At 72.2% G+C, this 24,804-nt stretch carries 25 protein-coding genes and 1 pseudogene; 10 read left to right on the top strand and 16 right to left on the bottom strand.

Translation table 11 applies throughout. From position 1 onward, the window contains the following. Nucleotides 1–28: 28 nt before the first annotated feature. From AB0F61_RS24825 to AB0F61_RS24785, 9 genes are all read right to left on the bottom strand, one after another. Nucleotides 29–1,345: an insulinase family protein gene (locus AB0F61_RS24825; RefSeq protein ID WP_357813839.1), complete on the bottom strand. Its 1,317-nt coding sequence runs from the start codon at nucleotides 1,343–1,345 to the stop codon at nucleotides 29–31. Further along, on the bottom strand, nucleotides 1,342–2,604 hold the full coding sequence (locus tag AB0F61_RS24820; RefSeq protein ID WP_357813836.1) for a pitrilysin family protein: 1,263 nt from the start codon (nucleotides 2,602–2,604) through the stop codon (nucleotides 1,342–1,344). The genes AB0F61_RS24825 and AB0F61_RS24820 overlap by 4 nt, the downstream gene beginning before the upstream one ends. Before the next feature lie 60 nt (nucleotides 2,605–2,664). Next, a complete protein-coding gene (locus AB0F61_RS24815) occupies nucleotides 2,665–3,399 on the bottom strand; it encodes a class I SAM-dependent methyltransferase (protein ID WP_357813835.1) in 735 nt (244 codons plus the stop codon). A gap of 9 nt (nucleotides 3,400–3,408) precedes the next feature. Next, nucleotides 3,409–4,305 (bottom strand): hypothetical protein, encoded by an 897-nt coding sequence (locus AB0F61_RS24810; RefSeq protein ID WP_357813832.1) that lies wholly within the window; start codon nucleotides 4,303–4,305, stop codon nucleotides 3,409–3,411. After that, nucleotides 4,302–4,892 (bottom strand): flavoprotein, encoded by a 591-nt coding sequence (locus tag AB0F61_RS24805; RefSeq protein WP_357813830.1) that lies wholly within the window; start codon nucleotides 4,890–4,892, stop codon nucleotides 4,302–4,304. The genes AB0F61_RS24810 and AB0F61_RS24805 overlap by 4 nt, the downstream gene beginning before the upstream one ends. A 40-nt stretch (nucleotides 4,893–4,932) precedes the next feature. Then, nucleotides 4,933–5,937: a T3SS effector HopA1 family protein gene (locus AB0F61_RS24800; protein WP_357813827.1), complete on the bottom strand. Its 1,005-nt coding sequence runs from the start codon at nucleotides 5,935–5,937 to the stop codon at nucleotides 4,933–4,935. Next, complete coding sequence (gene lxmK / locus AB0F61_RS24795) at nucleotides 5,934–7,025, bottom strand: class V lanthionine synthetase subunit LxmK (protein ID WP_357813825.1); 1,092 nt, start codon at nucleotides 7,023–7,025, stop codon at nucleotides 5,934–5,936. The genes AB0F61_RS24800 and lxmK overlap by 4 nt, the downstream gene beginning before the upstream one ends. A gap of 188 nt (nucleotides 7,026–7,213) precedes the next feature. Continuing rightward, the gene (locus tag AB0F61_RS24790; protein WP_357813823.1) at nucleotides 7,214–7,390 is read right to left on the bottom strand and encodes an LxmA leader domain family RiPP; all 177 of its coding nucleotides are present in this window, start codon (nucleotides 7,388–7,390) and stop codon (nucleotides 7,214–7,216) included. A gap of 256 nt (nucleotides 7,391–7,646) precedes the next feature. After that, nucleotides 7,647–8,237, bottom strand: a complete 591-nt coding sequence (locus AB0F61_RS24785) for a helix-turn-helix domain-containing protein (RefSeq protein WP_357813820.1) — start codon at nucleotides 8,235–8,237, stop codon at nucleotides 7,647–7,649. A 76-nt stretch (nucleotides 8,238–8,313) separates the two neighbouring features. On the opposite strand from AB0F61_RS24785, the gene AB0F61_RS24780 reads away from it, so the two are divergent. Both AB0F61_RS24780 and AB0F61_RS24775 read left to right on the top strand, forming a co-directional pair. Then, nucleotides 8,314–9,888 carry a bifunctional NAD(P)/FAD-dependent oxidoreductase/class I SAM-dependent methyltransferase gene (locus AB0F61_RS24780; RefSeq protein ID WP_357813817.1) on the top strand — a complete coding sequence of 525 codons (1,575 nt, stop codon included), beginning with the start codon at nucleotides 8,314–8,316 and terminating at the stop codon, nucleotides 9,886–9,888. A 241-nt stretch (nucleotides 9,889–10,129) separates the two neighbouring features. Next, nucleotides 10,130–11,734, top strand: coding sequence for a DivIVA domain-containing protein (locus AB0F61_RS24775; protein WP_357813814.1), 1,605 nt, complete (start codon nucleotides 10,130–10,132; stop codon nucleotides 11,732–11,734). 178 nt (nucleotides 11,735–11,912) lie between these two features. Here AB0F61_RS24775 and AB0F61_RS24770 read toward each other — a convergent pair. Then, nucleotides 11,913–12,202: pseudogene (locus AB0F61_RS24770) on the bottom strand (GNAT family N-acetyltransferase); the annotation flags it as partial. A 123-nt stretch (nucleotides 12,203–12,325) separates the two neighbouring features. Between AB0F61_RS24770 and AB0F61_RS24765 the strand changes: the two are divergent. Beyond that, nucleotides 12,326–13,720: an FAD-dependent oxidoreductase gene (locus AB0F61_RS24765; protein ID WP_357813812.1), complete on the top strand. Its 1,395-nt coding sequence runs from the start codon at nucleotides 12,326–12,328 to the stop codon at nucleotides 13,718–13,720. A 23-nt stretch (nucleotides 13,721–13,743) separates the two neighbouring features. Here the strand turns inward: AB0F61_RS24765 and AB0F61_RS24760 are convergent, their stop codons facing one another. Further along, entirely contained in the window at nucleotides 13,744–14,064 is a 321-nt protein-coding gene (locus AB0F61_RS24760) for a hypothetical protein (protein WP_357813810.1), read from the bottom strand. A gap of 18 nt (nucleotides 14,065–14,082) precedes the next feature. Between AB0F61_RS24760 and AB0F61_RS24755 the strand changes: the two genes are divergently transcribed. Both AB0F61_RS24755 and AB0F61_RS24750 read left to right on the top strand, forming a co-directional pair. Continuing rightward, a complete protein-coding gene (locus AB0F61_RS24755; protein ID WP_357813807.1) occupies nucleotides 14,083–14,493 on the top strand; it encodes a hypothetical protein in 411 nt (136 codons plus the stop codon). Between the two features lie 9 nt (nucleotides 14,494–14,502). Further along, the gene (locus tag AB0F61_RS24750) at nucleotides 14,503–15,039 is read left to right on the top strand and encodes a GNAT family N-acetyltransferase (RefSeq protein ID WP_357813804.1); all 537 of its coding nucleotides are present in this window, start codon (nucleotides 14,503–14,505) and stop codon (nucleotides 15,037–15,039) included. Nucleotides 15,040–15,057: 18 nt separating this feature from the next. Here the strand turns inward: AB0F61_RS24750 and AB0F61_RS24745 are convergent, their stop codons facing one another. The 4 genes from AB0F61_RS24745 to AB0F61_RS24730 form a co-directional block, all read right to left on the bottom strand. Beyond that, entirely contained in the window at nucleotides 15,058–15,810 is a 753-nt protein-coding gene (locus tag AB0F61_RS24745) for an alpha/beta fold hydrolase (protein ID WP_357813802.1), read from the bottom strand. Nucleotides 15,811–15,962: 152 nt separating this feature from the next. Beyond that, a complete protein-coding gene (locus AB0F61_RS24740; protein ID WP_357813799.1) occupies nucleotides 15,963–16,730 on the bottom strand; it encodes a nucleotidyltransferase domain-containing protein in 768 nt (255 codons plus the stop codon). 37 nt (nucleotides 16,731–16,767) lie between these two features. After that, a complete protein-coding gene (locus AB0F61_RS24735) occupies nucleotides 16,768–18,108 on the bottom strand; it encodes a hypothetical protein (protein WP_357813796.1) in 1,341 nt (446 codons plus the stop codon). Nucleotides 18,109–18,113: 5 nt separating this feature from the next. Beyond that, nucleotides 18,114–18,578, bottom strand: a complete 465-nt coding sequence (locus tag AB0F61_RS24730; RefSeq protein WP_357813794.1) for a hypothetical protein — start codon at nucleotides 18,576–18,578, stop codon at nucleotides 18,114–18,116. A gap of 102 nt (nucleotides 18,579–18,680) precedes the next feature. Here AB0F61_RS24730 and AB0F61_RS24725 point away from each other — a divergent pair, with 102 nt between their 5' ends. After that, on the top strand, nucleotides 18,681–19,553 hold the full coding sequence (locus AB0F61_RS24725; RefSeq protein WP_357813791.1) for a copper resistance protein CopC: 873 nt from the start codon (nucleotides 18,681–18,683) through the stop codon (nucleotides 19,551–19,553). Between the two features lie 248 nt (nucleotides 19,554–19,801). Further along, on the top strand, nucleotides 19,802–22,207 hold the full coding sequence (locus tag AB0F61_RS24720; protein WP_357813788.1) for a ricin-type beta-trefoil lectin domain protein: 2,406 nt from the start codon (nucleotides 19,802–19,804) through the stop codon (nucleotides 22,205–22,207). Nucleotides 22,208–22,254: 47 nt separating this feature from the next. Here AB0F61_RS24720 and AB0F61_RS24715 read toward each other — a convergent pair whose 3' ends face one another. Then, nucleotides 22,255–22,641 carry a DUF2267 domain-containing protein gene (locus tag AB0F61_RS24715; RefSeq protein ID WP_357813786.1) on the bottom strand — a complete coding sequence of 129 codons (387 nt, stop codon included), beginning with the start codon at nucleotides 22,639–22,641 and terminating at the stop codon, nucleotides 22,255–22,257. A 219-nt stretch (nucleotides 22,642–22,860) separates the two neighbouring features. On the opposite strand from AB0F61_RS24715, the gene AB0F61_RS24710 reads away from it, so the two are divergent. The 3 genes from AB0F61_RS24710 (at nucleotide 22,861) to AB0F61_RS24700 (ending at nucleotide 24,723) form a co-directional block, all read left to right on the top strand. Further along, the gene (locus tag AB0F61_RS24710; protein ID WP_357813783.1) at nucleotides 22,861–23,193 is read left to right on the top strand and encodes a nuclear transport factor 2 family protein; all 333 of its coding nucleotides are present in this window, start codon (nucleotides 22,861–22,863) and stop codon (nucleotides 23,191–23,193) included. 26 nt (nucleotides 23,194–23,219) lie between these two features. After that, nucleotides 23,220–24,056, top strand: a complete 837-nt coding sequence (locus AB0F61_RS24705; protein WP_357813780.1) for an oxidoreductase — start codon at nucleotides 23,220–23,222, stop codon at nucleotides 24,054–24,056. Between the two features lie 247 nt (nucleotides 24,057–24,303). After that, entirely contained in the window at nucleotides 24,304–24,723 is a 420-nt protein-coding gene (locus AB0F61_RS24700; protein ID WP_357813777.1) for an ATP-binding protein, read from the top strand. Nucleotides 24,724–24,804 lie beyond the last annotated feature (81 nt).

Below are 24,804 nucleotides of genomic sequence, written 5' to 3'. Positions count from 1 at the left end.
GAGGGGAACCGGTCCGGCCCTCGCGCCGTCACCAGGCATTGGGGGCCGGGGGTCCAACGGGGTGACCCCGGTTGTCCCGTGGGTCGAGGGCCCCGGCGACCACGCCACAGAATCGATCCGGATCGAACAGGTCGGCCGCCACCGCGCGGACCTCGGCCGTGCTCACCTCACGCAGCGCGGCGGGCATGATCGACAACCGGTCGGGTGTGTGCCCCCGGATGAGCGCCGAGCGCAACTCGGCGACGATCCCGGCCTGCGTCCCGAGCTGGATCAGGGACCTACCGACCATGAACTCCCGCGCCGCGTCGACCTCTGCCGCCCGCGGGGGTCTGCTCGCCAGTCCCGCGAGCTGCCCACGCAGGGAGGCCAGGACGAGCGGCACGGCCGCGCCGGGGGCGTCCGCGCTGAGCGTGATCCACTGGTCGCCCACGTGCTCGTCCAGCAGCGCATCGACCCGATAGACCAACCCTTCGCGTTCCCGCAACACCCGCGACAGGCGCGCGGAGAAATAGCCGCCGAACAGACAGTTCGCCAGCAGCAGCGCGGGATGTCGTGGGTCGTCGTGGGACACCGCCGGTGCCGCCAGCACGAGCGACGCCTGCGCGGAGGTGGGCGTCACCACGACCTGCACTCCCCGGGCGCCGGTGGGCTGGTGGCCCACCACCGGCGGGCTCGGGTGGGCCCGCCAGTCGGCGAAGTGGCGCCGGACCTCCGCCAGGACCAGATCCGGGTCCTGCGGCCCGGCCACCACGAGACAACCGAGGCCCGGCTGGACGACCACCGGCCACAGCTCGGCCACCTCGGTGGCCGTCACGGCACGGTATGCCTCGTCGGACGGCACCAGAGCCGGTGCGTCCGGGCCGTAGAGCCGCTGGCGCAGCAGCTGCCGCACGGCGATCTGCGGCTGCGCGCGCAACGGCGACACCGCCGCCCGCACCCGCCGCACCGACGCACCGACGGCGTCGGCGTCCGGTGGCGCGCTGCGGACCATCTCCGCGACCAGGCCCAGCACCAGGGGCAGGTCGTCGGCGGCAAGGGACGCGTGCAGGTCGCACCAGGTGCCGTCGCCGGCACCCCGTACGGCGGCGCCGTACCGGCCCAGCAGCGCCGCGAGGCCAGCGCCGTCGCGGCAGTCGGTGCGCCGGACCACCACATCGCCGATAACCGCCACTGTCGCCACGCGGGCGGCGACAGCCCGCGTCGGCAGCGCCAGGGCCAGCTCGACGGTGGGCGACCAGGGGGTGTGCGCGACGCACACCCGCAGCCCGTTCGGCAGCGTGCACGAGGCCAGCGGCGGCAGGTCGACACGGACCTGGGCACGAAGCGGCGGCACCGGAATGGTCACGACGACGCCTCCGGAACCAGACGCAGGACCCCCCGGGTCGCGGCGCGCAGCCCCGCGGCGGCGGCAGCCACGTCCGCGCCCCCCGCCGTCGCCAGCCGGGCCGGCACCTCGTCGATCAGCTCCGGCCTGCCGAACAACACCTCGTAGCCCCCAATCCGGCGGGCCCGTTTCACCAGATCCTCGTCGGCCCGCCAGATGCCGAGCCGCAACTGCCGACGGGCGGTGTCCACCTCGTCCTCGATCGGGCCACCGGCGGCAATCCCGGCCAACGCCTCGTCCACGGCGTCGAGCAGGTACCCCGGGTCCACTGTGCGTCGGTGGGTGAGCACGACCGAGAAGGTGTCGGGGTCGCGGGCCTGCATCGGTGCGAACAGGCCACAGCGGACGCGCAGTGCCAGCGCGACCTGTTCCCGCACCACCAGGCGCCGGCTGAGGACACCGTGTTCGGAACGCCCCAGCACGCAGGCCAGCAGCATCGCGGCCACGTACCGGTCGAGCTGGGTGGCCGGCGGCAGCCGGTAGCCCACCGCCAACGCGGGCAGCGGCGCGGTCGGGTCGTGCTGCTCACCGACGCGATCCTCACGCGACGCCGGCTCCGCGTGGTTCGGCACCGGTGGGCGCGGACGCGCGGCGAGGACGCCGAAGTGCCGCTGGACCGCCCGCAGCACCTCGGCCTCGTCGAACGCCCCGACGATCGTCAGCACCGCGTTGGTCGGCGCGTAGTAGCGATCGTGGAAATCGTGACAGTCGGCGACGGTGGCGCGCTCCAGGTTCGCGACGTCGCCGTACCCGTCGTGCCCGTTGGCATGCGTCCGGTAGAGCACCGACGGCAGCCTCGTCCACGGGAACCCGCCGTAGGGTCGGGCGAGGACATTCGTCCGGATCTCCTCCCGCACGACAGCGGTCTGCACGCGCAGCGCCTCGGCGGTCAGCCGTGGCGCACGCATCCGAGCGGCCTCGAGAAAGAGGACGCGCTCGATGGCGTGCGCCGGCACGATCTGGAAGTACTCGGTGAAGTCGGGCTGGGTGGTGGCGTTGCCCGAACCGCCACACGCCTCGACGAGGTGGAGGTGGTTGTCGACGTCCACGCCGTCGGCGCCCTGAAACATCAGATGCTCGAACAGGTGCGCGAAGCCGCCGAGCCCCGGCGGTTCGGAGCGGAAACCCACGTCGTAGTGCACCGCGACGGCGACGATCGGGGCGTGCGCGGCCCGCGCGAGCACCACCCGCAGGCCGTTGTCCAGCCGAAGGCGCCTCATCGCCTCACCCCCACGCGACGGCGGTGGCGCGCCGGCAACCGCTCCACAACGGCCGACACGCTAGTTGTCGTCCCGGACGAAGACGCTGATGTAGCGGCTGCTGCCGGCGTGGTAGGGGCTGCGGTCCCAGTGTCCGAACCGGTCGACCCGTCGTAGGCCGGCCAGTTCGCCCAGCAGGTCGAGTTCCGCCGGGAACACGTAGCGCACCACGTGCCGGGTGGTGTGCGGCCTCCCACCGTCGAGGATGGTGTGCGAGCCCAACATGATCTGCTGCGATCGGTCCACGACCAGGTTGTCGAGCATGACCGATTCGTCACCGAGCAGGCGCACGGATGTGTGCGGATCCCGCATCGCGTGGAAGTCGGCGGGGTCGAACGCCTCGACCACGAACCGTCCACCGGGCGTCAACTGCTCACGTACCAGCTTGAGCACGCCGACCTGCTGTTCCTTCGTCACGGCCGTGTAGAACGTGTTGAGCAGCATGGTGATCAGGTCATGCTGGCGGCCGGTGCCGACCTCCATGTAGTCGCCCAACTCGGCGACGACCGCACCGTCGGGATCACGCCGCCTGAGCTCATCGAGCATCGCTTCGGACGCGTCGATGCCGAACACCTTGAGCCCGCGTCGGCTGAGTGGGATCGCGACCCGGCCGGTGCCGACGCCCAACTCCAGCACCGTGCCCTCCGGAGGGCACAGATCGACTAGGAAATCGACAGCCGCATCGGTGTCCGGCTGGATCGGGTACATCTGGTCGTAGACCCCGGCAAGCTTCTCGTCGTACCGGTTCAGAATCATCGCAGGCTCCTAACTGTGCCGATCGACGAGATCGGCGACGGTGTCGAGTTGGGTGGCAAGAGAATCGATCCAACGGACGTACGCGGCGAAGTCGTGTGCGTGGGTGGCGATCCGCAGGACCATCACCCGCTGGATCAGGTCGAGGTCGATCCCGTCGCCGTAACCGCGCAGCACCGCCTGACGTGCCGCCTCGACGGCTGCGACGTCGGCGATGTCGCCCACTGCGAGTTGCCATTCGAGCAGCTCGCCGCAGAGCCAGCCGAGGTCGTACTCGGGGCGGCCGGTGGCGATCTCCTCACCGCACAGCAGCGCGGGCGGGCCCCCCGCGCCGTCGACAAGCGACCCGATGCTCACTCCGCCCTGCAACAGGACGTCACGCGGCCCGGCGGCGTCGAGCTCGTCGCACCAGTCCAGCACCCGGGCCGTGCGGCGAGCACCGAGGCGGGCGTGCCACACCCGCGCGAGCCGGTCCGACACGCAACTCTGTGGGCCACCGCGCAGCCAGGTCGCCAGTCGCTGTGCGCCAAGCGGTCGCGCGTGCGGGCCGCCCGGCGACAGACCGTGCAGCGCACGCAGACCGCGCCCGACCACGGTGAGGGTCTCGGCGATTCGCGTCCACTGTGCGGCGGTCGGCATCGACGAGAGCAGATCGAGGCACGGGCGGCTGGACGGCACCCGGTACAGCAGACCCCCACCGAGCGGCTCACCGACCACCAGGTCGAGGTGCCGCCCGGACAGCGCGCGCAGCGCGGTAGCCGTGTCCGCTGGCACCGTCCGGAATTCGCTCGTACGCCACGGCCCCGGCGAGCGTAGCCACAGGACTCCGGCGGCGGTCTGGAACACCGCGGTCACCAGGTGCCCGGACACCGTCCGCCGCACCAGTTCACGAGCGGGGTCGGGCGTCATTCCAGCTCCTCCCGCAACCGTTGCGCGGCGGCGAAGACGAGCGGCAGCGCCGCGGCCGCGTGGGCGTCCATCCGGCCAGTCGTGCTGCTCCTGCCCACAACCGGAGGTACGACCGCGACGTTGCGGCGCTCGGCGAGGTCGGCGAGGTGGCGGCGGTACGCCACCGACTCGAAGCCTCCGGGCGGCAGCGACGGTGCGAGCACCACCGGAGCGGTCGTGCACTGCATCGCCAACAGCGTGGGCGAGTCGGCCAGTCCGACAGCGAAGCGGCCGACGAAACTCAGCGTCGCCGGGAAGACGATGAACGTCTGCGCCCATTCGTTGAGTTCGGCGTGCCGTGCCCCGACCGTCGGCTCCGCCGGCCAGACATCCAACTCGACCGGAGCGCCGACGATCGGACTCAGGGCCACCCGGGACACGAAACGGTCGGCGCTCGGTGTGAGGAGCAGCCGCACTTCGACGTCGGGGTACGCGTTCGCCATCCAGGTGAGCCAGAACGGCAGGTGCGCCACGCTGAGCGCACCGGTGCCCAGGAACACCACCCGAGCGGCCCGGAACGGCGGCGGTTGCGGCAGCGGAGGCATCATGATCGTGTCCCCACCGGGTGGATGACGGTCGGCGGCGCGGTCATGCCCACCGTCCCTGCGGTCGAGCGACGAGCCCGAGCGAGGCCACGTCCGGCGAGTCGAGGTTGCGGGCCGGAGCCGACGGGTCGATCCCGGCGCTGACGAACGACGCGTGCAGCGCCTCCGCACGGGAGACGGCCCGGCCGAGGGCGTGCGCCACCAGCGCCTCTGCCACGGCAGCGCAACGGTGCTGGCCGAAGCTGAGACCGTCGCGACCCGGGCGGGTGTCGGCCGGCTCGAAAGCGACGGCCACCCCCGGCGCGATCTGGTGCGCGTACGGCGAGGTGCCGACGCCGATCAGGTGGCCGCACTCGTCGGCGACATCGCGCACCACCTCGGCCGCCTCCCAGGCGCCGGGACCCAGGTAGACCACGAGAGCGTCCTTGCGCGGATACAACAGCGGCGACGAGCTGACCTTTGCCTGATACGGCACGCCGCTGTCGTTGAGCGCGGTGAGCACGCGCCGCCACACCTCGGGCGCGGCCCCGAGCCGTTCGAGGTGGATGTACAGCCGCAGCACCGGCCCGGTGGCGGCAGCGGACCGGTTCGGTCCGTGCACGTAGAGGAAACCAGGCGAGATGGCGGGGCGGGTGGCCGGAACCCGCACCAGCACGGTGTCACCGCCGGTCGCCTCGCCGTCGGCCAGCGCCGCTTTCGGCAGCCACACCCGCATGCCCTCCCACACCACGGCGGCGCGCTCTCCGTCGTCGGAGTCACGGCCGAGTGAGAGGACAGCCGCGCGGGTGTGCCGGTGCGGCGTGGCCCGCCCGAGAACCGCCTCCACGGCCGGGTCGCGGAAACTGGAGGGTGGCGGCCCGTCCAACTCTGGGCGGGCCGCGTGCAGCACCTCGTAGAGGCGGCGGCTCAGCTCGCCACGCAGTTTGACGGAATCCGTCTCGCTGAACTGGGCGGCACCGATGCGCGCACTGAGGGCACCGTCGGCGACCTCCACGTCGCGCAGAGCCGTCACGAGTCGGTCGCTCAGCACGCCTGTCACGTCGATCATGGCCGGCCTCCGAGTCCGAGAGCGGCGACGAAGCGCTGCGGATCCTGTAGTGCCTGGCGGCCGACTCCGACGGCGGCCCGCAGGGGCGCGGTCAGACGGGCGCTGCGTTCGGCATTGGCCAGGACCCGGTTCATGAGGTGCCATCCGGCGAAGGCCGTGGCACGGACGGCGAGCTGATCGTCGGCCTCGGGGCGGACGTCCCGATAGGCCGCCCAGAAGGCCGCGGTATTGGGACGACGCTCGGCGAGCCGGGCCGAGCCCATCCGGATCACCTCCTCGTGAGTCAGCGGGTCCTCGGCCAGGGTCTGCTGCCGTTCCGCGTCAACCAGCCCGGTCACCGCCTGGAAGAGCCACTCACCGGCGAAGGCACCGACATCCCACGCCGGGTCGGCCAGCCGGAACTCCTCGCCGTCGGTGAGCATCAACCGGTCCCCGTCGACGAGGAACTGGTCCAGCCGCAGGTCGCAGTGCGCGGGCACCCGCGCCGCCCCGGCCTGGCGTTTCCGCAGCGCCACAAGCACCTCGCACAACAGCGGGTCGGACTGCATGAGCCGCCAGAACGCCAGCTCGGCGGCGGTGACCGACAGGTAGAACTCCATGCTCACGACGTCACACATCGCCTCAGGTGGCAGCGGAGGTAGGGACTGGTCCAACTCGCCGTAGTCGACGCAGCGGTGCAGGCGGCCGATGATCGCCCCGGCCTGGCGCGCCATGTCGAGAGTGAACCCGTCGGCGCGGGCGACATCGGCCGAGGTCTGCGCACCGCTGATCAGTTCGCTGATCACCAGGCCGTCGTCGGGGAGGGCCGCGATGGTCCGGGGTGTCCGCAGCCCGGCGTTCGCCATGACGTCGTCGAAACTCCGCATCCGCCGCATCCGCAGCGCACACTGCTCGGCGCTGCCCCACAGGCGCTTGACGAAGACACCCACGCCGATGTCGGTGGTCCCCGCCCAGTTGGTGTTACGGCCCCGGTAGGAGGTGACCCCGTCCGGTTGCAGTACGCCGAGACCGAGCTTCGCCAGGTGCGCGTTCACCACCGGCAGGGTGTCCGGTGGCGCCGACGCGATCCCGCCGCGAGCGTTACCCATTGTCAGCTCCAAACATGAGATCGACCGACGCCAGGCGGTCGGCGGATGCCAGCGGTCGTTGCGCCGCCGGGACGTGCGAGGGGGTGGCCGGTCGGCCGGAAACGGTGGGTCGAGGGGTGGTGTGGGTGCGGCGGCTGGCCGCCGCACCCACACCCGTCAACTCAGTCGCCCGACACTGCCGGGCCGGCTCAGCAGGCGGTGACCCAGGTCGGCGTCGACGTCAGCGTGGTGGTGATGCTGATCGTCGCCGGCGTGAACCCGGGCGCGCCGTCGTCGGTCGCGATCGAGAGGTCCTCCGCGGAGGCGTAGGCGGCATAGCCCGCCATCAGCTCGTCGGCCGAGATCTGCACGGTCTCTTCGGTCATGTCCGTCCCTTTCGACACTGCGGTTATCCGGCTTCCCCAGTTGAAGTCGGATGTGGGTGCTCTTCACCCGGCACGCCCGGGTGCGGAGACGTCTCGCGTCTCCGGCACCCGGCGTGCCCCGTGTCGAAAGGTTGGGCCGCGGGTCTTGGACAAACCTTGCAGAAAACCTGGAAATCCCTGCTCAGCGGACGCTCGGCGTCCGTTCGCCGAGGTCGGGGGCCCGGTGGCCGGGAAATATTGTCTCGCCGATCCCGGGTCAGTCAGCGGCGGTGGCGGGGCGGGCTCGGACGTGCAGCCGCTCCCCCTGCGGCCCGAAGAGACTGAGGGCCTCGGCGGTGCCCGGCCCGGGGTTGAGGACGAGGTGCGGGACGCGGGTGTCGAACTCGGCCACCTCGCCCGGGCTCAGGGTCAGGTCGCGGTCGCCGAGCAGCAGGCGCAGTCGGCCGGAGAGCACGTAGAGCCACTCGTACCCCTCGTGGGTCTGCGGGGTCCGCCCCCCGGCCGTCGGATCCGGCGGGAAGATCTGTTTGAACGCCTGCAGGCCACCCGGTCGGCGGGTCAGCGGCAGGAACGTGATGCCGTGCATGACGATCGGCTTGGGGCGTACCCGGGGGTCGCCGGTGGCCGGCGCGTCCACCAGCTCGTCCAACGCCACCTGGTAGGCACGGGCCAGCGGGAGCAGCAGCTCCAGGGTGGGCCGACGACTGCCGGATTCCAGCCGGGACAGGGTGCTCACCGAGATGCCGGTCAGGTCGGCGAGCTGGGTCAGCGTGGTCCCGCGCTGGTGGCGCAGGGCGCGCAGCCGTGGGCCGACGGCCGCCAGCGCGGCAGTGTCCTCGTTTGCCATAACGGCAAGAATAGTTGCCAGTTGGCCGGCGGCGACGGATGGTGGGCTCAGCCGACAAGGTGCTAGGGAGATATTTGTGGACGAGACATACGACGTGGTGGTGGTGGGCGGCGGCGCCGCGGGGCTCAGCGGAGCCCTGGCGCTGAGCCGGGCGCGACGGTCCGTGCTGGTGATCGACGCCGGCGAGCCGCGCAACGCGCCCGCCGGCCATGTGCACAACTACCTGGGACGGGAGGGAACGCCGCCGGGCGAGCTGCTCGCCGCCGGGCGGGCCGAGGTCGCCGGGTACGGCGGGCAGTTCCGCGCCGGACGGGTGGACGCCGCGACCCGCGACGACGACGGGTTCCGGCTCGACCTCGACGACGGGAGTTCGGTGCGGGCCCGTCGGCTGCTGGTGACCACCGGGCTGACCGACGAACTGCCCGACGTGCCCGGCCTGGCCCAGCGGTGGGGGCGCGACGTGCTGCACTGCCCGTACTGCCACGGCTGGGAGGTCCGGGACCGGCGCATCGGCGTGCTGGCGACCGGTCCGCTGGCCGTGCACCAGGCCGAGATGTGGCGACAGTGGAGCCCCAGCGTGCTGCTCCTGCTGCACGACGCCCCGGCGCCGGACGCGGAGACCGCCGAGCGGCTCGCCGCCCGCAGCATGGCGGTGGTGCCGGGCCCGGTCGCCGCGCTCGAGGTGACCGAGGACGCGCTGACCGGCGTACGGCTGGCCGACGGCCGGGTGGTGGCGCTGGACGCGGTGGTGGTCGCGACGCGGCTGACTCCCCGCGCCGGCCTGCTGGTGGGGCTGGGCCTCGCCCCCGAGGTGGTGACGATGGGTGAGCACGTCATCGGTGCCCAGATCCCGGCCGACCCCACCGGCGCGACGAGCGTTGCGGGCGTCTGGGTGGCCGGCAACGTTGCCGACATCCGCAGCCAGGTGATCACGTCCGCCGCCGCCGGCCTGACCGCCGCGGCGGCGATCAACGCCGACCTCATCGCCGAGGACACCCGTGCGGCGGTGGCCGCGTACCGGCAGGTGGTGGCCACGGCGTTCGAGGAGCCGGCGTGGGAGGAGCGCTACCAGTCCCGGCCCTCGGTGTGGAGCGGCCGGCCGAACCCGCAGTTGGTCGCCGAGGTCGCGGACCTGGCCCCGGGGCGAGCGCTGGACGTGGGCAGCGGTGAGGGCGCCGACGCGGTGTGGCTGGCCGAGCGGGGCTGGCGGGTGACGGCGGTGGACATCTCCACCACCGCGCTGGACCGGGCCGCCGCGCACGCCGACACCGTCGGCGTCGGCGACCGGATCGAGTTCACCCACGCCGACCTGCGCGACAAGCCACCGGCCGAGCAGGCGTACGACCTGGTGTCCGCACAGTTCATGCACCTGCCCCCGGTGCAGCGGCGGGAGTTGTTCGCCCGGTTGGCCGAGGCGGTGGCGCCGGGAGGTGTTCTGCTGATCGTCGGGCACCACCCGTCAGATCTGTGGACGTCGGCGCGCCGGATGCACATGCCGGACATGATGTTCACCGCGGAGGACGTGGCCGCCACCCTGGACCCGACCCGCTGGGAGGTGCTGACCGCCGAGGCCCGCCCCCGTCCGGGCACCGACCCCGACGGCCAGCCCCTCACCCTGCACGACGCGGTCCTGCTGGCCCGTCGCCGTTAGCCGGGTCGAGCCGCGTCGATCGTGGCCTTGTGGTCGGTGACAAAGGTGGCGGACCACCGCCATTCCGGCACCAGAAGGCCATGATCGGCGCGGGATCGGGGCACCGCCGGGCGGCGATACGAGACGTGGTGGGGCGGGACTTCGCATGCGGTGGCCTCGGCGGTAGCGTTGCGCCACACTGACGGCCCGCGGGGCAGGCGACCGCCGACCCTCACGCCCCCGATCGTACGGAGGATGGTGCATGTCCATCGGCGCTGAGCCGCACGCAGCACGCGACGATGCGGCCTCGCGGCCGAGCTTCGAGCTCGCCCTGCGCGGCTATGACAAACGCCAGGTGGACCGGCACCTGGAGCAGCTCGACGGTCAGATCGCGATGCTGAGCGGCGAGCACGGCCGCTCCGCGGTCCGGGTCCGGGAGTTGACCGCCGAGGTGCAGCGGTTGCGCACCGAGTTGGCCGAGATGCGGGAGCAACCAGTGCAGGTGGACCGTGCCTCGATCCACGACCTGGGTCCGATGGTCGCCGAGATCATGACGCTCGCCGACAAGCAGGCCGCGATGATCATCGAGTCGGCCACCGACCGGGCGAACGAGCTGCGCAGCGAGTCGGAGCGGATCCTCACCGACACCCGGGAGCGGGCTGCGCAGGCACGGCAGGACCTGTCCGAGGAGCTGGCGACCCGACGTTCCGAACAGGAGCAGGCGCACGAGGAGCGGCGCACCCTGGCCGAGGCCGAGCTGACCGCGATCCGCGAGCACGCCGAGCAGTTGCGCGCCGACGGTGAGGCCGCCCACGAGCGCGCCCAGCACGAGGCGAAACGGATCACCGAGCAGAGCGCCCAGCAGCTCAACCAGACCCGGGTCGCCGCCGACGCGCTGATGAAGTCGGCCCGCACCCAGATCCAGCAGGAACTCCAGTCGGCCCGCTCCAAGAACCAGCAGGAGATGGCCCAGTGGCAGGCCAACGTGGAGCGGGAGGTCAACGAGCGGCGGACCGCCGCCGAGCAGGACATCGCCGAGCAGCAGGCCGCCGCCGAGCAGGAGCTCGCCGAGCAGCGCAGCGCGACCGAGCAGCAGATCGCCGCGCTGCTGGCCGAGGCCCAGCAGCACGTGACCGAGCTGCGTAACCGGGCCGACGAGCAGGCTGCCAGTCACCAGGAGCAACTCACCGCCCTCCAGCAGGAGATCGGGGAGCGCCGCCAGGAGGCCGAGGAGCTGCACGCCGAGCTGGACACCGCCCGCCAGCAGCTCGCCGAGATCCAGCAGGAGGGCGAGACGCTGGAGAACGAGCTGTCGCGCATGCAGCAACGGCTCAGCGAGGTCCGCCGGGACCTGACCGCCGAGAACGCCCGGCTGGAGGAGGCCCGTCGGGCCGGAGACTCCGCCGAGCGGCACGCCAAGGAGGTACGCGCCCGGGTGCAGCGCGAGGCGAAGCGGGTGGCCGACCTCGCCGCCGCCGCGGTCATGGCGGCGGCAGCCGGTGGCCCGGAGACCGCCGAGTACCCGATGGTGGGTGCCCGATCCAGCCTCGACCGGCCGAGCGCCGACCGGCCCTACGTCGAGCGGGCCGGTGCGGGGCGAGCCGAGGGCGACCAACCCGGCGACGACCATTCCGTCACCGACCAGTCGAGGGCCGACCAGTCCGGTGCCGACCAGTCCGACGGTGAGCGCTCCAACGGGCCGGCCACTGTGGACGAGCCGGTGGCCGCGTCCCCCGACCGGACGGCAGCCCCGGACGGGCACCTCCAGGAGCCCGAGCGGATCTTCACCCGGCCGGACGCCCCGACGCCCGTGCCGTTCCTCGCCTTCGGGCAGCCGGTCAGCGAGAACGGCTCAGCCCGGCACTGACCTCGACCACTGTCGTCCCGGGCCCGCAGCGAACTCGCACGGGCCCGGGACGACCGGATCAGATCGCCTACCGGGACGCGTCCGCCCGTGTGAATCGGCGCTCGCCCTCTTGGTCGCCGCACCCGGTGCGGTCGTCCGGGGCCCGGCCTCACGAGGGAGATTGGGCTGACCGAGCCAGCTAGCTCTGCGGCGTCTTCACCCCGGTCCGCGGTGCCGGCGCGGTGCCAGCTGCGGCGCAGTCGGGGCTGCACGCCACTCCACGCCGCGCGGTTCTCTGCGGCCCCCCGGTACCGTCGCCCGGCACCGTGCCGACCACCGGAAGCCCTCCCGCCGGTACAACTCGACCGCCGACCGGTTGCTCTCCACCACGGCGTTGAACTACAGGCCGGCGTACCCCCGCTGGCGGGCCCAGGTCAGGGCGTCGCGGCACAGCGCGATGCCCATGCCGCGGGACCGCACATCGGCGGCGGCTGCCCTGGGACGATTCTGCCCGGAACCGGGCCGTCGATCTGCTCGGAACTGGCAGGCTTGGCTGGCCGCCGCGCACCAGCGGTGGCCGCCGGCCTGCCCGGTGACCGAGAGGAGCGCCCGGTGACCGACCGACCGGAGGAGTTCGACCTGCTCGTCGTGGGCGGCGGCAAGGCCGGGAAGACGTTGAGCATGGACGTCGCCCGGTCCGGGCAACGCGTCGCCATGGTCGAACGCGGCATGATCGGCGGTAGCTGCATCAACGTCGCGTGCATCCCGACGAAGGCCCTGGTGACAAGCGCACGGGCGGCACGCCTGCTGCGGGACGCGTCCGCGCTCGGCCTGACCGTGGAGGGTGCCCGGGTCGACGTGGACCTGTTGCGCGCGCACAAGCAGGACGTCGTCGAGGGGATGGTGGCCGCCAACCGGCAACAGTTCCTCGACTCCGGCCTGCACCTGGTGATCGGCGAGGCCCGGTTCGTCGGCTCCCGGACCGTACGGGTGTCCCTCGCCGACGGCGGTGAGCGACTGTTACGCGGCGACGACGTGGTCATCAACACGGGTACGCGCCCGCATCTGCCGTCGGTGCCCGGCATGGCCGAGGCCGGGGTGCTGACAAGCGACGAGCTGCTGCACCTGGATCGGCTGCCGGCCCGCCTGGTGGTGCTCGGCGGCGGCACCGTCGGGGTGGAGTTCGCGCAGATGTTCGCGTCGTTCGGCAGCGCGGTGACGCTCGTCGAGGGCGGCCCACGACTGCTCACCCGGGAGGATCCCGACGTCAGTGACGCGGTACTGCGCGTCTTCCTCGACGACGGCATCGACGTGCGCGTCGGCGTCGCCGTCGCCCGCGTCGACCGGGACGTCACCGGCACCCTCCGGGTGACCCTCGATGACGGCAGCCTGGTGACCGGGGACGACGTGCTGGTGGCGGCCGGCCGGGAGCCGGTCACCGACGGGCTCGACCTGGACGCGGCCGGTGTGCGCCTCGATGAGCGGGGCTTCGTGCTTGTCGACGAGCACCTGCGCACCAGCGCCGAGCGGACCTGGGCGGCCGGCGACGTCGCGGGCAGCCCACAGTTCACCCACGTCTCGCTTGACGACTACCGGATCATCCGGGCCAACCTCGCGGGCGGGCAGCGCAGCACCGCCGACCGGCTGATCCCGTACACCGTCTTCACCACACCGGAGCTGGCCCGGGTCGGGCTCACCGAAACCGAGGCGCGCCGCGCCGGGTACGACATCGAGGTCGCCCACCTGCCGGTCGCCGCGATCCCCCGGGCGCGCACACTGCGCCAGACCACGGGCATGTGGAAGGCGGTCATCGACACCAGCACCGACCGGATCCTCGGCGCGGCGCTGCTCGGCGCCGAAGCCGGTGAGGTGATCACCTCGGTGCAGTTGGCCATGCTCGCCGGGATGCCGTGGACCGCCCTGCGCGACGCGGTCATCACCCACCCGACCATGACCGAGGGCCTCAACCTGCTCTTCGCCTCGCTCACGTCCCGCCCGGTCCGCTGACCCCCGCGCCTCTCGCGCGATGCTCACACGGTTTGCGTACCTGGCGGCTCTTTCCGTCGAGCCCAGCCCACGAAACGGTCGAACAACTCGCACGGGCTGGGTCGGTCTGATGGATCAAGATGGTGGATGTCCTGGGCGGCCTCGGAGAAGATGACGGCCAGATAGATGGTCAACCCCGGCAGGTTGTCATCGAACTCGGCCTTGAGCCGCAGCCGTGCCTCGCGGCAGGGCCAGTGTTGTCCGTCTGCCCGGCAAGACCACAGGGGGCGCAGCGGGGTGTGCGGCGTTTCGCCGTCCGCCGCCGGACGATCGGGCTGCCGACGCTTTCGCTGGCAGGTCGACATGCGGACGCGGTGGCCTCCGTGCGGTCCCTCGCCGAGCAGGTGGAAGCTCTGCCCGCCGCCGTCACCGCCGAGGTGGAGTCGCTGTGGGGGTGGCCGGAGCACCGGCTGCGGCATACCGAGTCGTGGGTGTACACCCACGCCGGTGAGCAGCGGGCGGCTGCGGTCGCACAGCAGCGCGCCCTGGAGCTGTACCCGCCGTCGCAGCGTCGGCTACGCACGCAGGTGCAACTGCACCAGGCGGCGGCGTTGTGCCGCAGCGGGTCCATCCCCGACGGGCTGCGCCTCGCGGCGGACCTGCTCGACCACCTACCCGCCGAACAGCACAACGAGATCGTCCGGGCAGTCGCACGACAGGTTGCCGATTCCGTCCCCGAGACCGAGCGGCACCGCGCGGTGTACGGCGAGCTGATGGAGCGGGTACGCGGCTAGCATCCGGGCATGGCCCTGACCTACTCGACAAGCCACGGCCACGACGCGGCACGCTTCTTCGGGCCGCTTGTCGACCTGTACGAGTGTGTCTACGCCGAGCCGCCGTACGAGGAGGGCCCAGACCAGGTGTCCCGTTTCCGCGACAGCCTGCCCGGGGAGGCCGTCCGGCCCGGTTTCACTCTCGTGGCCGTCACCGAGGGTTCGTCGCTGGTCGGTGCGGCCTACGGGTGGACCATGTCGGCCGGGAACTGGTGGTCCCGAGCCGACGCCGAACCGCCCGCGCGGATCCGCGCGGCGTCGAAGCTGGCGGTCATGGAGTGGATCGTCCACCCGCTGCGCCGTGGCGAGGGAGTTGGTGCGGAGCTGATGCGCCGGCTGCTCGCCGACCGGCCGGAGCCGTACGCCACTCTCGCCTCCGACCCCCGCTCCCGGGCACGGGAAATTTACGCGCGCAACGGGTGGCGGCAGGTCGGCACGTCGAGGCTGCCCTGGGGGCCGCCCATGGATCTACTCGTCCGCGACCTTGACCCGAAGCCGGTCCGCTGAGCCTCGCACGGCCCACGGCTACGGCTTGTTTCCGCCGTAGGCGAGGTGACGGGCAAGGAAACGCTCCGAGCTGTCCCGCTCGAATGCGGGTACGCCGGTGTGCGGCCCGGCGTTGGCGTGCAGCGTCTTCTCCTGCGAGGCGAATGCATCGAACAGCGCGACAGCCGAGTCACGGGGCACCAGTTTGTCGTCCCACTGAAGGAGAAATTCGACAGGTACGGTGATCCGGGCCGCCGCCTCGGCCAAGGTCTCCTGGCCCACGAGGCCGAAGACGGCGGCGGCGATCCGCGGCTCGGCCGCCACCAACGGCACTCCAATCGCGCTGCCCAGCGACAATCCCCAGAACCCCACCGGCCCGCCCCGGCCGACGACATCGAGTTGTTGCAGGGCGTCCAGCACCGCTCGCCACTCCGAGACCGCTTGTCTGCCGAGTTGAGCGCTGTGCCGGAGGAGCTGCGAGTCGATGGGCTCGCCGGCCGCTATCCGCTCCCGGATTCCGGCCATGAACCGCTCGGTCAGCTCGGTTCCCGACCGATCACCGTGCCCCGGTGCATCGACGGCCGCTACCGCGAAGCCGTGAGCGGTGGCGAAGCGTTGTGCACGGGCCACCAGACCCGAGACCAGCTTGTGGTTACCGCCGCCGTGGGCCAGCAACACCAAGGGGCGACCGCCGGCGGCACCGGCCGGCGACCAGAGCACTCCAGGGATATCGCCGAGGGTGAAGCGACGTTCCGAGACGCCGTTCGCGATGGTCTCCGAGGTGAAGCGCATAGGTCCGGAAGATAACCCCCGAGGAGGTTGGGCAGAAACCGGGTTCCCTCATGATGTCGGAGGCTCTCAACCAGGCGGCGGTCAGAGCGCACCGATGTCGGACCGCATCGGCAGCACCACCGACGCGCCTTCCATGATCGACGGGACAGACCCTAGGTGGCGATCTCGTCGCGTACCCGTTGCTGGAAGGCGCGGGCCTGCGCCCCGGTGGGCGGTGGCCCGCCGTGCCGCGCGGCGACCGCCAGACGGATCACCTCGGCCGGGTCGGCGGCGTCGATCAGCCGCTGACCGGCGGCGACCTTGGCCAGCCAGACGCCGTCGCGGTGGCGTACCAGCGATCGGCAGGCGCCGAGCACGGCGTCCTCCGTGCCGGGCGCGGGCTGGTCGCCAGGCGGTGTGGGCAGGGCCAGCCACCAGGACAGCGCGTCGACGAGCAGGCGGCGCAGGTCGGCGGGGGCGAGGTCGGCGAAGACCTCCGCCGCCGGTGGGCCGAGCAGCGGCAGTCCACTCTGGTGCAGGATGCTGCGGTCCAGCCCGTACCAGAAGCGGCCGTCGGCGGCCGGCCGGTCGGCGGGGTCGAGGGTGCACCGGAACGACATGCCGGCGCCGGTGTTCAGCTCGACCTCGAAGCCCGGCTCGGGGGTCCCGGAGGCGGCCACCGCACGCCGGTAGGCGACCAGCTCCAGCCCGCGCGCCGGGCAGGGCAGGGCCTCGTGCCGCAGCCGGGCCACCAACGTCCGTTTGGTGGCGTCGGTGAGCGGCCCGGCGCTCACCAACGCCACGTCCACGTCGCTGCGGCCGGTCTGGTACGCGCCGAGCCCCACCGAGCCGGCCGCGTACGCGCCGACCAGGTCGGCTCCGAGCACGTCGCGGGCGGTGGCGACCAGGTCGTCGAGGTAGTGCTGAAGATCGGAGTCCACGGGCCATCATGGCGCACCGGGTCGGAGCGGCGCGGGGCTACCCCGCGTAGAGCAGCAGCAGGCCGGCGACGGTGTACGCGACCATCAGCGCCAGCAGTGGGAGTTGACCGGCCACCGCCCGAGCCCGGGGGAACAGGTACAGGGCGCGGTCGTGGGCGAGCAGCGTGCCGACCAGGTGCCCGAGGATGATGACGGTGATCTGGAGGGTGGCGACGCCGGAGGGCGTGACCAGCCCGGTGTGCGGCTCCCAGTCGGCGGTGCCGAGCCAGTTGGCTCCGGTGCCCAGCGGGTCGGAGAGCAGCGCGACGGTGCGTTGGCCTTCCAGGATCAGCAGCGAGTAGTAGTGCGCCACCACGTAGCCCACGGCGATCGGCACGATCGAGTGGGCGATCTCCCCCGGCACCGCTCGGGCGTCGGCCGGGTCGGCCCGGCCGATGCGGGCCGCGGCCGCGGTGGCGAGCAGGTACGCCACCGCGACGGCGGCGATGACCAGGACCAGTCCGCCGCTGCCGGTGACCGCCGGGTGCAGGCCGTTCTCCTGGCTGAAGCGCAGCCAGCCCGGCGCGTTGGAGAGGCTGTCGTACATGGTCGAGCCGAGCAGCACGATCACCACGGCGACCAGCCCGGGGCGGGGCCGCAGCCCGGCGATCCCGTCCAGCGGGTTGCGCCAGACCAGCACGCCGTCCGCGGCACGGCCGATCGGGGCGAGCTGACCGACCAGGGAGCTGTACGCCTCGAACGGGTCGGCGCTGTCGAACCAGCCGGCGCCGAACAGCGCCGCCCCGACCAGCATGACCACGGCGTACGCGGCGAGCCAGGCGGTGATGACCGGCAGGGTGGCCCGGTCGGGGGCGACCAGCTCCAGCCAGACGAACCCGAACAGGGTGGCGGCGGCCGGCCACCTGCCCACACCGGGCGGCAGCTCACGAAACCCACGGTCCGGGTCGCGGCGCAACGCCAGCGCGGCGAGGAGGTGCACGGTACGCAGCGGGTTGAGCGCCCGCCAGACCGGGCCGAGCAGCAGTGACAGTGGCGCCAGCCCAACCCAGAGCAGCACGTAGAGCGCGCCGGCCGTCGGGTTGTCCGCGGTGTCCGGCCCGCCCAGCAGACCCAGGCAGAACCAGGCGGCGGCGAGCAGGCCGAGCCCGCGCAACGCCCACCGGAACGCGGGTGCGTCGATGAGCCGGGCGAGCCATCGGGGCACCGGGTGTCCGCCTGTCGCGTCCCGGTCGAGGCGGGGTTCGCGCCAGAGCAGGCCCAGCGCGAGGAACGTGACGACGAGGGTCATTGCGGCCGCGACGACAAGCTGCGGCAGCGTGATCGGCAGGTCCTGGCGGCCGCCGACGCCGTGCGCCAGCAGCGTTGTGGGGGTGTCCATGTCGCTCAGCGGACGACGAGTTGGAACAGCACCAGCTCGGTGTCGTGCGTCTCCACCTCGAACAGCCCGGTCTTGTCGGCGCGGAACTCCACCGAGCCGGGCTTGCCGGCCGGCAGTCGGGCGCCCAGGTCGTAGCCGTGCACGTGCAGCTCGTCCGACACGTCAGAGGTGACAGTGATGCGGACCAGCTCGCCCTTACCCACGGTGACCCGTCCGGTCGGCGGACTGATCCGCCGCTTCGCGATCGTCACGACGATCTCGCGGTCCGCTGCCGGTGCGCTGGGGGTGGGGCTGGCCGTCGGGCTCGGCGCGGTGGTGACGGCGCTCGCCGGGGTGGCGGACGTGGCTGGCGCGGAGGGTGCGGCCACGGAGGGGTCGTCGTCCTGCCCACAACCAGCGACGAGCAGGGCGGTGAGGACGCTTGCGGCGAGGGCGACGGAGGTGCGGGTTGCGGGGGTACGGAGGAACACGGGCGGACTCCGAACGACGCGAGGGGGACGGGTGTCGGGTGATCGTCGGGGAGGAGAACTCTACGTCTTGTTCGGCGGAGGGGAAATGACCATGATGAACGAATGCGATCGAGGCTGGTCACTGCGCGTAACATTCTGAGCCGTGCGATGGCGGCGTTGGCCGCGACGCTTGTGGTGTCGCTGCTGCTGCCCGCGGCTCCGGCGTCCGCGCACGGCCAGTTGGCGACCTCCACCCCGCTGACCGGCACCGTGGTGCGCGAGCCCCTGACCCGGTTGGCCCTGTACTTCACCGAGAAGCCGGCCGCCAACGCGCACTTCGCCATCAGCGGGCCGGACGGCTCGCGGGTGGACAGTGGCTGGTCCTTCGGTGAGCCCAAGCGGCTGGACAAGCCGGTCACGGAATACTTCATGGTCAACGGTGTGTTCGAGCCCCGGCTCTACCACACCGGTTTCCCGGCCATGGTGACCGTCGCGCACTGGCCGGCGAAGGGCCGCTACACCGCCAGCTACCTCTCCGTCGCCTCGGATGGTGAGGCGGTGCGCGGCACCGTCACCTTCGACTACCAGGGTCGCACCACGGCCGCGCCGGCCGGCTGGACGGCGCCCACGGCCGGGCCGGATCCGGCGCTGCTGGCCCAGGCCGAGGGCGAGGGATCGGCCAGCCCCGGGGCGACCGGCAGCGCGGTGGCTCCGACCGGCGCTCCGACGGACAATCCGGCCGGTGCCGCCGAGGAGAAGTCCGGCGGTGGGTTTCCGGCCTGGCTGGTTCCGGCCCTGATCGTCGTCGTGGTCTCCGCGATCGTGCTGGTGGCGGCGCGCCGCCGACCCGCTCCGCGCGGGGCCTCGACGCCGGGTCGCCGGCCCGCCGGCCCCGCCCGGAAGTCCGGTGCCTCGGCAGGCAGGTCCGGTGCCCCGGCCAGCAAGGCCACTCCCCCGCGCAAGACTGGTCGTCCGGCCCGGCGCGGACGGCGGTAAGCCGCCTCCGCAACCGGCATTCTTCGCGTACCACCACGGACTTTCGCACGGACCGCGGGAACTTTTGATGTATCGACGCGAAGCCATGGACAGTGCAATCGAAACACCTTAATGTCTCGACCCATCAACCCGGTGTTTCCGCAATGTCACTCGTCGGCGTCGAGGACGTTACGGAGCCGGGGCCGACGGCCATCCTCACCGCAGCCTCGCACCGGCCGTCGGACACTCCACTGCCTCCTGGAGGAACGATGGGCCCACGCCTGCAACGCCGACTCCACCATCCCGTCCTGGGTGCGCTCGCACTCGTCCTCACCACCGGCCTCTGGGCCGCCCCGGCCACCGCCGCCCCCGCGCAGGAACCGGGCGTCACGCTGCGCGTCTTCGACGTGCAGGTGCCACTGTCCGAGCTCTGCACCCTCAAGCCCGCGCAGACCCCCAACGTGGACAAGCTGATGTCCACGATCAACTGGACCGCGGCGTCCGACTTCGGCTTCGAGGACAACTTCGTCTCGCAGGTGCTCGGCAACATCACCACCACCCAGGCCGGTAGCTACACGTTCCGGCTCAGCAGCGACGACGGATCCAAGCTGGCGATCGACAACACCGTCGTGATCAACCACGACGGCCTGCACGGCGCGACCCCACCGAAGGAGGGCACCGTCACCCTCACCGCCGGCCTGCACCCGCTGCGCATCGACCACTTCGAGCGTGGGGGCGAGCAGCAGATCACCCTGGAATGGAAGACGCCCGGCTCGTCGTCCTTCGTGGTCGTACCGAACTCGGCGTTGAGCACCGACGCCGGCGTGGTCCGGGTGACCGCCCCGGGCCGCAAGGAGTGCGAGGGCATCGCCGACACCCCCGGTGACGGCCTGCCGCTGACCGGGGTGCACCCCGGCTACACGCTCACCAACCTGCGACCCAGCGGCTTCCAGCCGAAGGTCACCGGGATGGACTGGCTGGCCGACGGCCGGCTGGTCATCTCGACCTGGGGCGGCAGCGACCAGTCCGGCACCTCACAGGACGGTGAGGTCTGGATCCTCGGCAACACCGGCGGCGCGACCACTCCGGGCGCCGTGACCACCAAGAGGATCGCCAGCGGGTTGAAGGAGCCGCAGGGGCTCAAGGTCGTCGACGGGGTGGTCTACGTCTCGGAGAAGCAGCGGCTGACCCGGCTTGTCAACACCGGCGGCGACGAGGTGGCCGAGCGCCTGGACACCGTCGCCACTTGGCCGTACGGCGGCAACTTCCACGAGTTCGCGTTCGGGCTGCTCTATCAGGACGGGTTCTTCTACCTAAACCTGTCGGTGTCGATCAACTCCGGCGGCGCCACCACCAACCCGCAGCCCGCCGTCAACCGGGGCACCACCCTCAAGGTGAACAAGGACACCGGCGCGGTCAGCTACGTCGCCGGTGGCCTGCGTACCCCGCACGGCATCGGTTGGGGCCCGGAGGGCGGCATCTTCGTCACCGACAACCAGGGCGGCTGGCTGCCCTCGTCGAAGCTGCTGCACGTCAAGCAGGGTCGGTTCTTCAACCACTACACGAACCCGGCCGGCCCGTTCGACACCGCCCAGGTCACGCCCCCGGTGCTCTGGATGCCGCAGAACGAGATCGCCAACTCGCCGAGCACTCCGCTGTACCTGACCAGCGGCCGTTACGCCGGCCAGTTCGTCATCGGCGACGTGACGTACGGCGGCCTCCAGCGGGCCAACGTGGAGAAGGTCAACGGCGAGTACCAGGGCGCGCTGTTCCGGCTCACCCAGGGCCTGGAGGCGGGCGTCTCGGAGGTCAACGTCGGCCCGGACGGCGCGATCTACGTCGGCGGGCTCGGCGCGGGCGGCAACTGGGGTCAGACCGGCAAGCTGTCGTACGGCCTGCAGAAGCTGACCCCGACCAGCACCACCACGTTCGAGATGCTCGCCATGCGGGCCACCACCACCGGGTTCGAGGTGGAGTACACCCAGCCCGTCTCGACGGCGACCGCCGCCGAGTTGGCCGCGCACTACAAGATCAAGCAGTGGCGGTACGTGGCGACGTCGAACTACGGCGGGCCGAAGATCGACGAGGAGACCCTCACCGTCACCTCGGCCACCCTCTCGTCGGACGGCAAGAAGGTGAGCCTCACGGTGCCCGGTCGCAAGGCCGGCCGGGTGGTGTACCTGCGCTCGCCGCGCCCGTTCACCTCCACCAGCGGCCAGTCACTGTGGAGCACCGAGGCGTGGTACACGCTCAACTCCATCCCGGGTAGCCCTCCGCCGCCGACCGGCGGCACCATCACCGGCGCCGGCGGCAAGTGCCTGGACGTCGACAACTCCGGCCTGGCCGATGGCACCAAGATCCAGCTCTACACCTGCAACGGCACCGCCGCTCAGTCGTGGACGCGGGTCGACGACACGTACCGCGTGCTCGGCAAGTGCCTGGACGTGGACAACGCGGGCACGGCGAACGGGACGAAGGTCCAGCTCTGGACCTGCAACGGCACCGGCGCGCAGGTCTGGCAGCCGCAGTCCGACGGGTCGATCCGCAACCCGCAGTCGGGCAAGGTCCTGGAGGCCGCCGGCGGCAGCACCGCCAACGGCACCCAGATCCAGCTCGGCACGTACTCGGGCGGCGCGCATCAGAAATGGGTGGTCGGTAGCGGGGTAACCGGCTGACCTCGGCGCGGGGCGTGGTCTGACCCGCGGGGTCAGGTCACGCCCCCTCAGGGGCCGTGCGGCAGTGGCTGCGCCAGCGCCCGCAGCTCCGACGGGAGTTGGGCCAGGGCATCCTCGAACTCCCGGTGCCCGACCACCCGGTGCATCGTCTGCAGGACGGCGCGCGCGCCCCGCTCGGCGGCGGGCCGGTCGATCCCGGCGCGGTCGGCCACCCGGCGCAGGAACTCGTCGTAGCCGAACGCCTCCGGCGGCTCCGCGGCCTTGACCAGCAGCGGGCTCAGCTCGTCGGCCAGGTGGGGGGCCAACGCGCCCGCCTCACCGCCACTGAGGCGCTCGGTGAGGGTCCGCAGAACAGCCTCGGTCAGTGGCCGCGCCTGCTCCGGCGGAATCCCCGCCCGCGCCGCGACCTTGTCGACGAACCCCAGCTCGGCCATGCGCCCGCCCTTCGCTCCGGAAAGGCGTGCCTACCCGGAGCCACCGACAGCAAACCCCGCCCACCGGCCCGGACGGCGCCGCGTCGTGGGTGGCACGCCCCGATCGCGCCTGGCCGTTCTGTTCGTTGCTCCGCGCGGTGCCGTCCGCTTCTCGTACGGTGAGGTCGGACCGGGAACCCGACGGCTGCCCGACGGCGGCCCGTGCCGCAGGAGGAGCAGATGGCGGTGGACCTGCCCGACGTGCTCGACAGGTACTTCCGGGCCGTCAACGACCGGGACCTGGACGCCTTCGTCGCCTGCTTCGCGGATACCGCGAGCGTCGCCGACGAGGACCGGCTCTACGACGGGCGGGCCGCGATCCGCGCCTGGCGGCAGAAGACGATGGACGCCTACTCGTACACGGCCGAGCCGGTCGCCGTCACCCCGCAGGCGGGCGACTCGTACCTGGTCCGCACCCGGGTGTCCGGCGACTTTCCCGGCAGCCCGATCGAACTGCGCTACCGGTTCACCCTGCGCGACGACCTGGTCGGCGCGCTGGACATCCGCCCGTAGCAGCCGACCGACCGGAGGAGACTTACGTGCCGCGAGTCTGGCTCATCACCGGGTGTTCCCGGGGTCTCGGTCGGGCGCTCGCCGAGGCCGTGCTGGCCGACGGCGACCACCTGGTCGCCACCGCCCGCAACCCGGCCCAACTCGACGCCCTGAGCGACAGGTACGGCGAACGGGTCAGGACGGTGGCCCTCGACGTCACCGACCCGGCGGCCGCCCACACCGTCGCCCGCACCACCGTGGACACGTTCGGCAGCCTGGACATCCTCGTCAACAACGCCGGGTACGCCGACGTCGCCGCGATCGAGGACATGCCGGAGGACAAATTCCGGGACCAGATCGAGGCCAACTTCTACGGGGTGGTCAATCTCTCCCGCGCGGCCCTGCCGGCGATGCGCGCCCAGGGGCGCGGGCACATCCTCCAGATCTCCAGCGTCGGCAGCCGGGTCGCCAGCACCGGCCTGGGCGCGTACCAGGCCGCCAAGTGGGCGGTGAGCGGCTTCTCCGGGGTGCTCGCCAAGGAGGTCGAGGGGTTCGGTATCCGGATCACCAGCGTCGAGCCGGGCGCGTTGCGGACCGACTGGGCTGGCTCGTCGATGAGCGCGCTGCCGATCAGCGACGCGTACCGGTCGGTCATCGATCCGGCCGTGCAGCGGCTCCGCCAGGCCAGCGGCAACCAGCCGGGCGACCCGGCCCGTGCCGCCCAGGCGATCATCCGGATCACCCGGGTCGACGACCCGCCCCTGCGGCTGCTGCTCGGCGCCGATGCCGTGGCGGGCGCCTCGGCTGCCGCCGAGGCCCTGGCCGCGTCCGACGCGCGGTGGCGCGAGCTGAGCGAGTCCATCGCCTTCGACCCCGCCCCCTGACCGGCCCGGCTCCCCGGACCGACCCGGCCGTCAGACGGGGGTGCGGCCGGCATGACCGCACGTCGCCGGATCGATCGCCGAACGGGTGGGACAGCCAGCGCGCCAACAGGTGACATGATGTGCCGACAAACAGCTGTCGCTAGGAGAAGGGGTGCTGCTGCCCGATGGCGCACTTCACGGCTCGCACGTTCCCCGCACCCGGGCCTGTCGTGGTGACGCTCGCCGACAACCCGCGGATGGCCGGCTGATGCCGGCCGAGCACCCGGAGGCGGTGGCCGAGCAGAGCGCCCCCGCCCAGGTCGCGGACACCATGTCGTACCAGGTCGCGACGGACGTACGAGCGCTGCGCGCGTTCGTCAGCGTCGGAGCGCTGGCCCGGGGCCTGCCGCCTGATCGGGTGGAGCTGCTGACGCTTGCGGTGAGTGAGCTGGCCACCAACACGTTGCAGCACACCACAGGTGGCGGCCGGGTCCGGCTCTGGGCCGAGTCGGGTCAGCTCTTCTGCGACGTCGTCGACCGGGGGCCGACCCGGGCGTTGGGCCGGCGCATGCCGGCCGCCGACGCGATCCGGGGTCGAGGGTTGGCGATCGTGGAGCAGATCTGCGACGAGGTCGCCGTGCTCACCAGCCCCGGCGAGACCGTCGTACGGATTCGCCTGACCCTGTGACCACCGCCGGCGATCCACCCGCTCGGGGCACCGCCGGCTGCCACAATGCGGACAGCCCGGGCCGAAGGTGACGCCGGGTCG

Source organism: Micromonospora sp. NPDC023888, assembly GCF_040639415.1.
In the GTDB taxonomy this organism is placed as follows: Bacteria; Actinomycetota; Actinomycetes; order Mycobacteriales; family Micromonosporaceae; genus Micromonospora.
Note: the sequence above shows the minus strand (reverse complement) of the source record. Positions and strands in the feature narration are given on the sequence as shown.

What these genes read in the sequence shown, in the direction of transcription:
- AB0F61_RS24820 (WP_357813836.1), bottom strand. Translation starts at nt 2,604, where the DNA reads ATGAGGCGCCTTCGGCTGGACAACGGCCTGCGGGTGGTGCTCGCGCGG.
- AB0F61_RS24815 (WP_357813835.1), bottom strand. Translation starts at nt 3,399, where the DNA reads ATGATTCTGAACCGGTACGACGAGAAGCTTGCCGGGGTCTACGACCAG.
- AB0F61_RS24810 (WP_357813832.1), bottom strand. Translation starts at nt 4,305, where the DNA reads ATGACGCCCGACCCCGCTCGTGAACTGGTGCGGCGGACGGTGTCCGGG.
- AB0F61_RS24805 (WP_357813830.1), bottom strand. Translation starts at nt 4,892, where the DNA reads ATGATGCCTCCGCTGCCGCAACCGCCGCCGTTCCGGGCCGCTCGGGTG.
- AB0F61_RS24800 (WP_357813827.1), bottom strand. Translation starts at nt 5,937, where the DNA reads ATGATCGACGTGACAGGCGTGCTGAGCGACCGACTCGTGACGGCTCTG.
- lxmK (WP_357813825.1), bottom strand. Translation starts at nt 7,025, where the DNA reads ATGGGTAACGCTCGCGGCGGGATCGCGTCGGCGCCACCGGACACCCTG.
- AB0F61_RS24790 (WP_357813823.1), bottom strand. Translation starts at nt 7,390, where the DNA reads ATGACCGAAGAGACCGTGCAGATCTCGGCCGACGAGCTGATGGCGGGC.
- AB0F61_RS24785 (WP_357813820.1), bottom strand. Translation starts at nt 8,237, where the DNA reads ATGGCAAACGAGGACACTGCCGCGCTGGCGGCCGTCGGCCCACGGCTG.
- AB0F61_RS24775 (WP_357813814.1), top strand. Translation starts at nt 10,130, where the DNA reads ATGTCCATCGGCGCTGAGCCGCACGCAGCACGCGACGATGCGGCCTCG.
- AB0F61_RS24760 (WP_357813810.1), bottom strand. Translation starts at nt 14,064, where the DNA reads ATGTCGACCTGCCAGCGAAAGCGTCGGCAGCCCGATCGTCCGGCGGCG.
- AB0F61_RS24750 (WP_357813804.1), top strand. Translation starts at nt 14,503, where the DNA reads ATGGCCCTGACCTACTCGACAAGCCACGGCCACGACGCGGCACGCTTC.
- AB0F61_RS24745 (WP_357813802.1), bottom strand. Translation starts at nt 15,810, where the DNA reads ATGCGCTTCACCTCGGAGACCATCGCGAACGGCGTCTCGGAACGTCGC.
- AB0F61_RS24735 (WP_357813796.1), bottom strand. Translation starts at nt 18,108, where the DNA reads ATGGACACCCCCACAACGCTGCTGGCGCACGGCGTCGGCGGCCGCCAG.
- AB0F61_RS24725 (WP_357813791.1), top strand. Translation starts at nt 18,681, where the DNA reads ATGCGATCGAGGCTGGTCACTGCGCGTAACATTCTGAGCCGTGCGATG.
- AB0F61_RS24720 (WP_357813788.1), top strand. Translation starts at nt 19,802, where the DNA reads ATGGGCCCACGCCTGCAACGCCGACTCCACCATCCCGTCCTGGGTGCG.
- AB0F61_RS24715 (WP_357813786.1), bottom strand. Translation starts at nt 22,641, where the DNA reads ATGGCCGAGCTGGGGTTCGTCGACAAGGTCGCGGCGCGGGCGGGGATT.
- AB0F61_RS24710 (WP_357813783.1), top strand. Translation starts at nt 22,861, where the DNA reads ATGGCGGTGGACCTGCCCGACGTGCTCGACAGGTACTTCCGGGCCGTC.
- AB0F61_RS24700 (WP_357813777.1), top strand. Translation starts at nt 24,304, where the DNA reads ATGCCGGCCGAGCACCCGGAGGCGGTGGCCGAGCAGAGCGCCCCCGCC.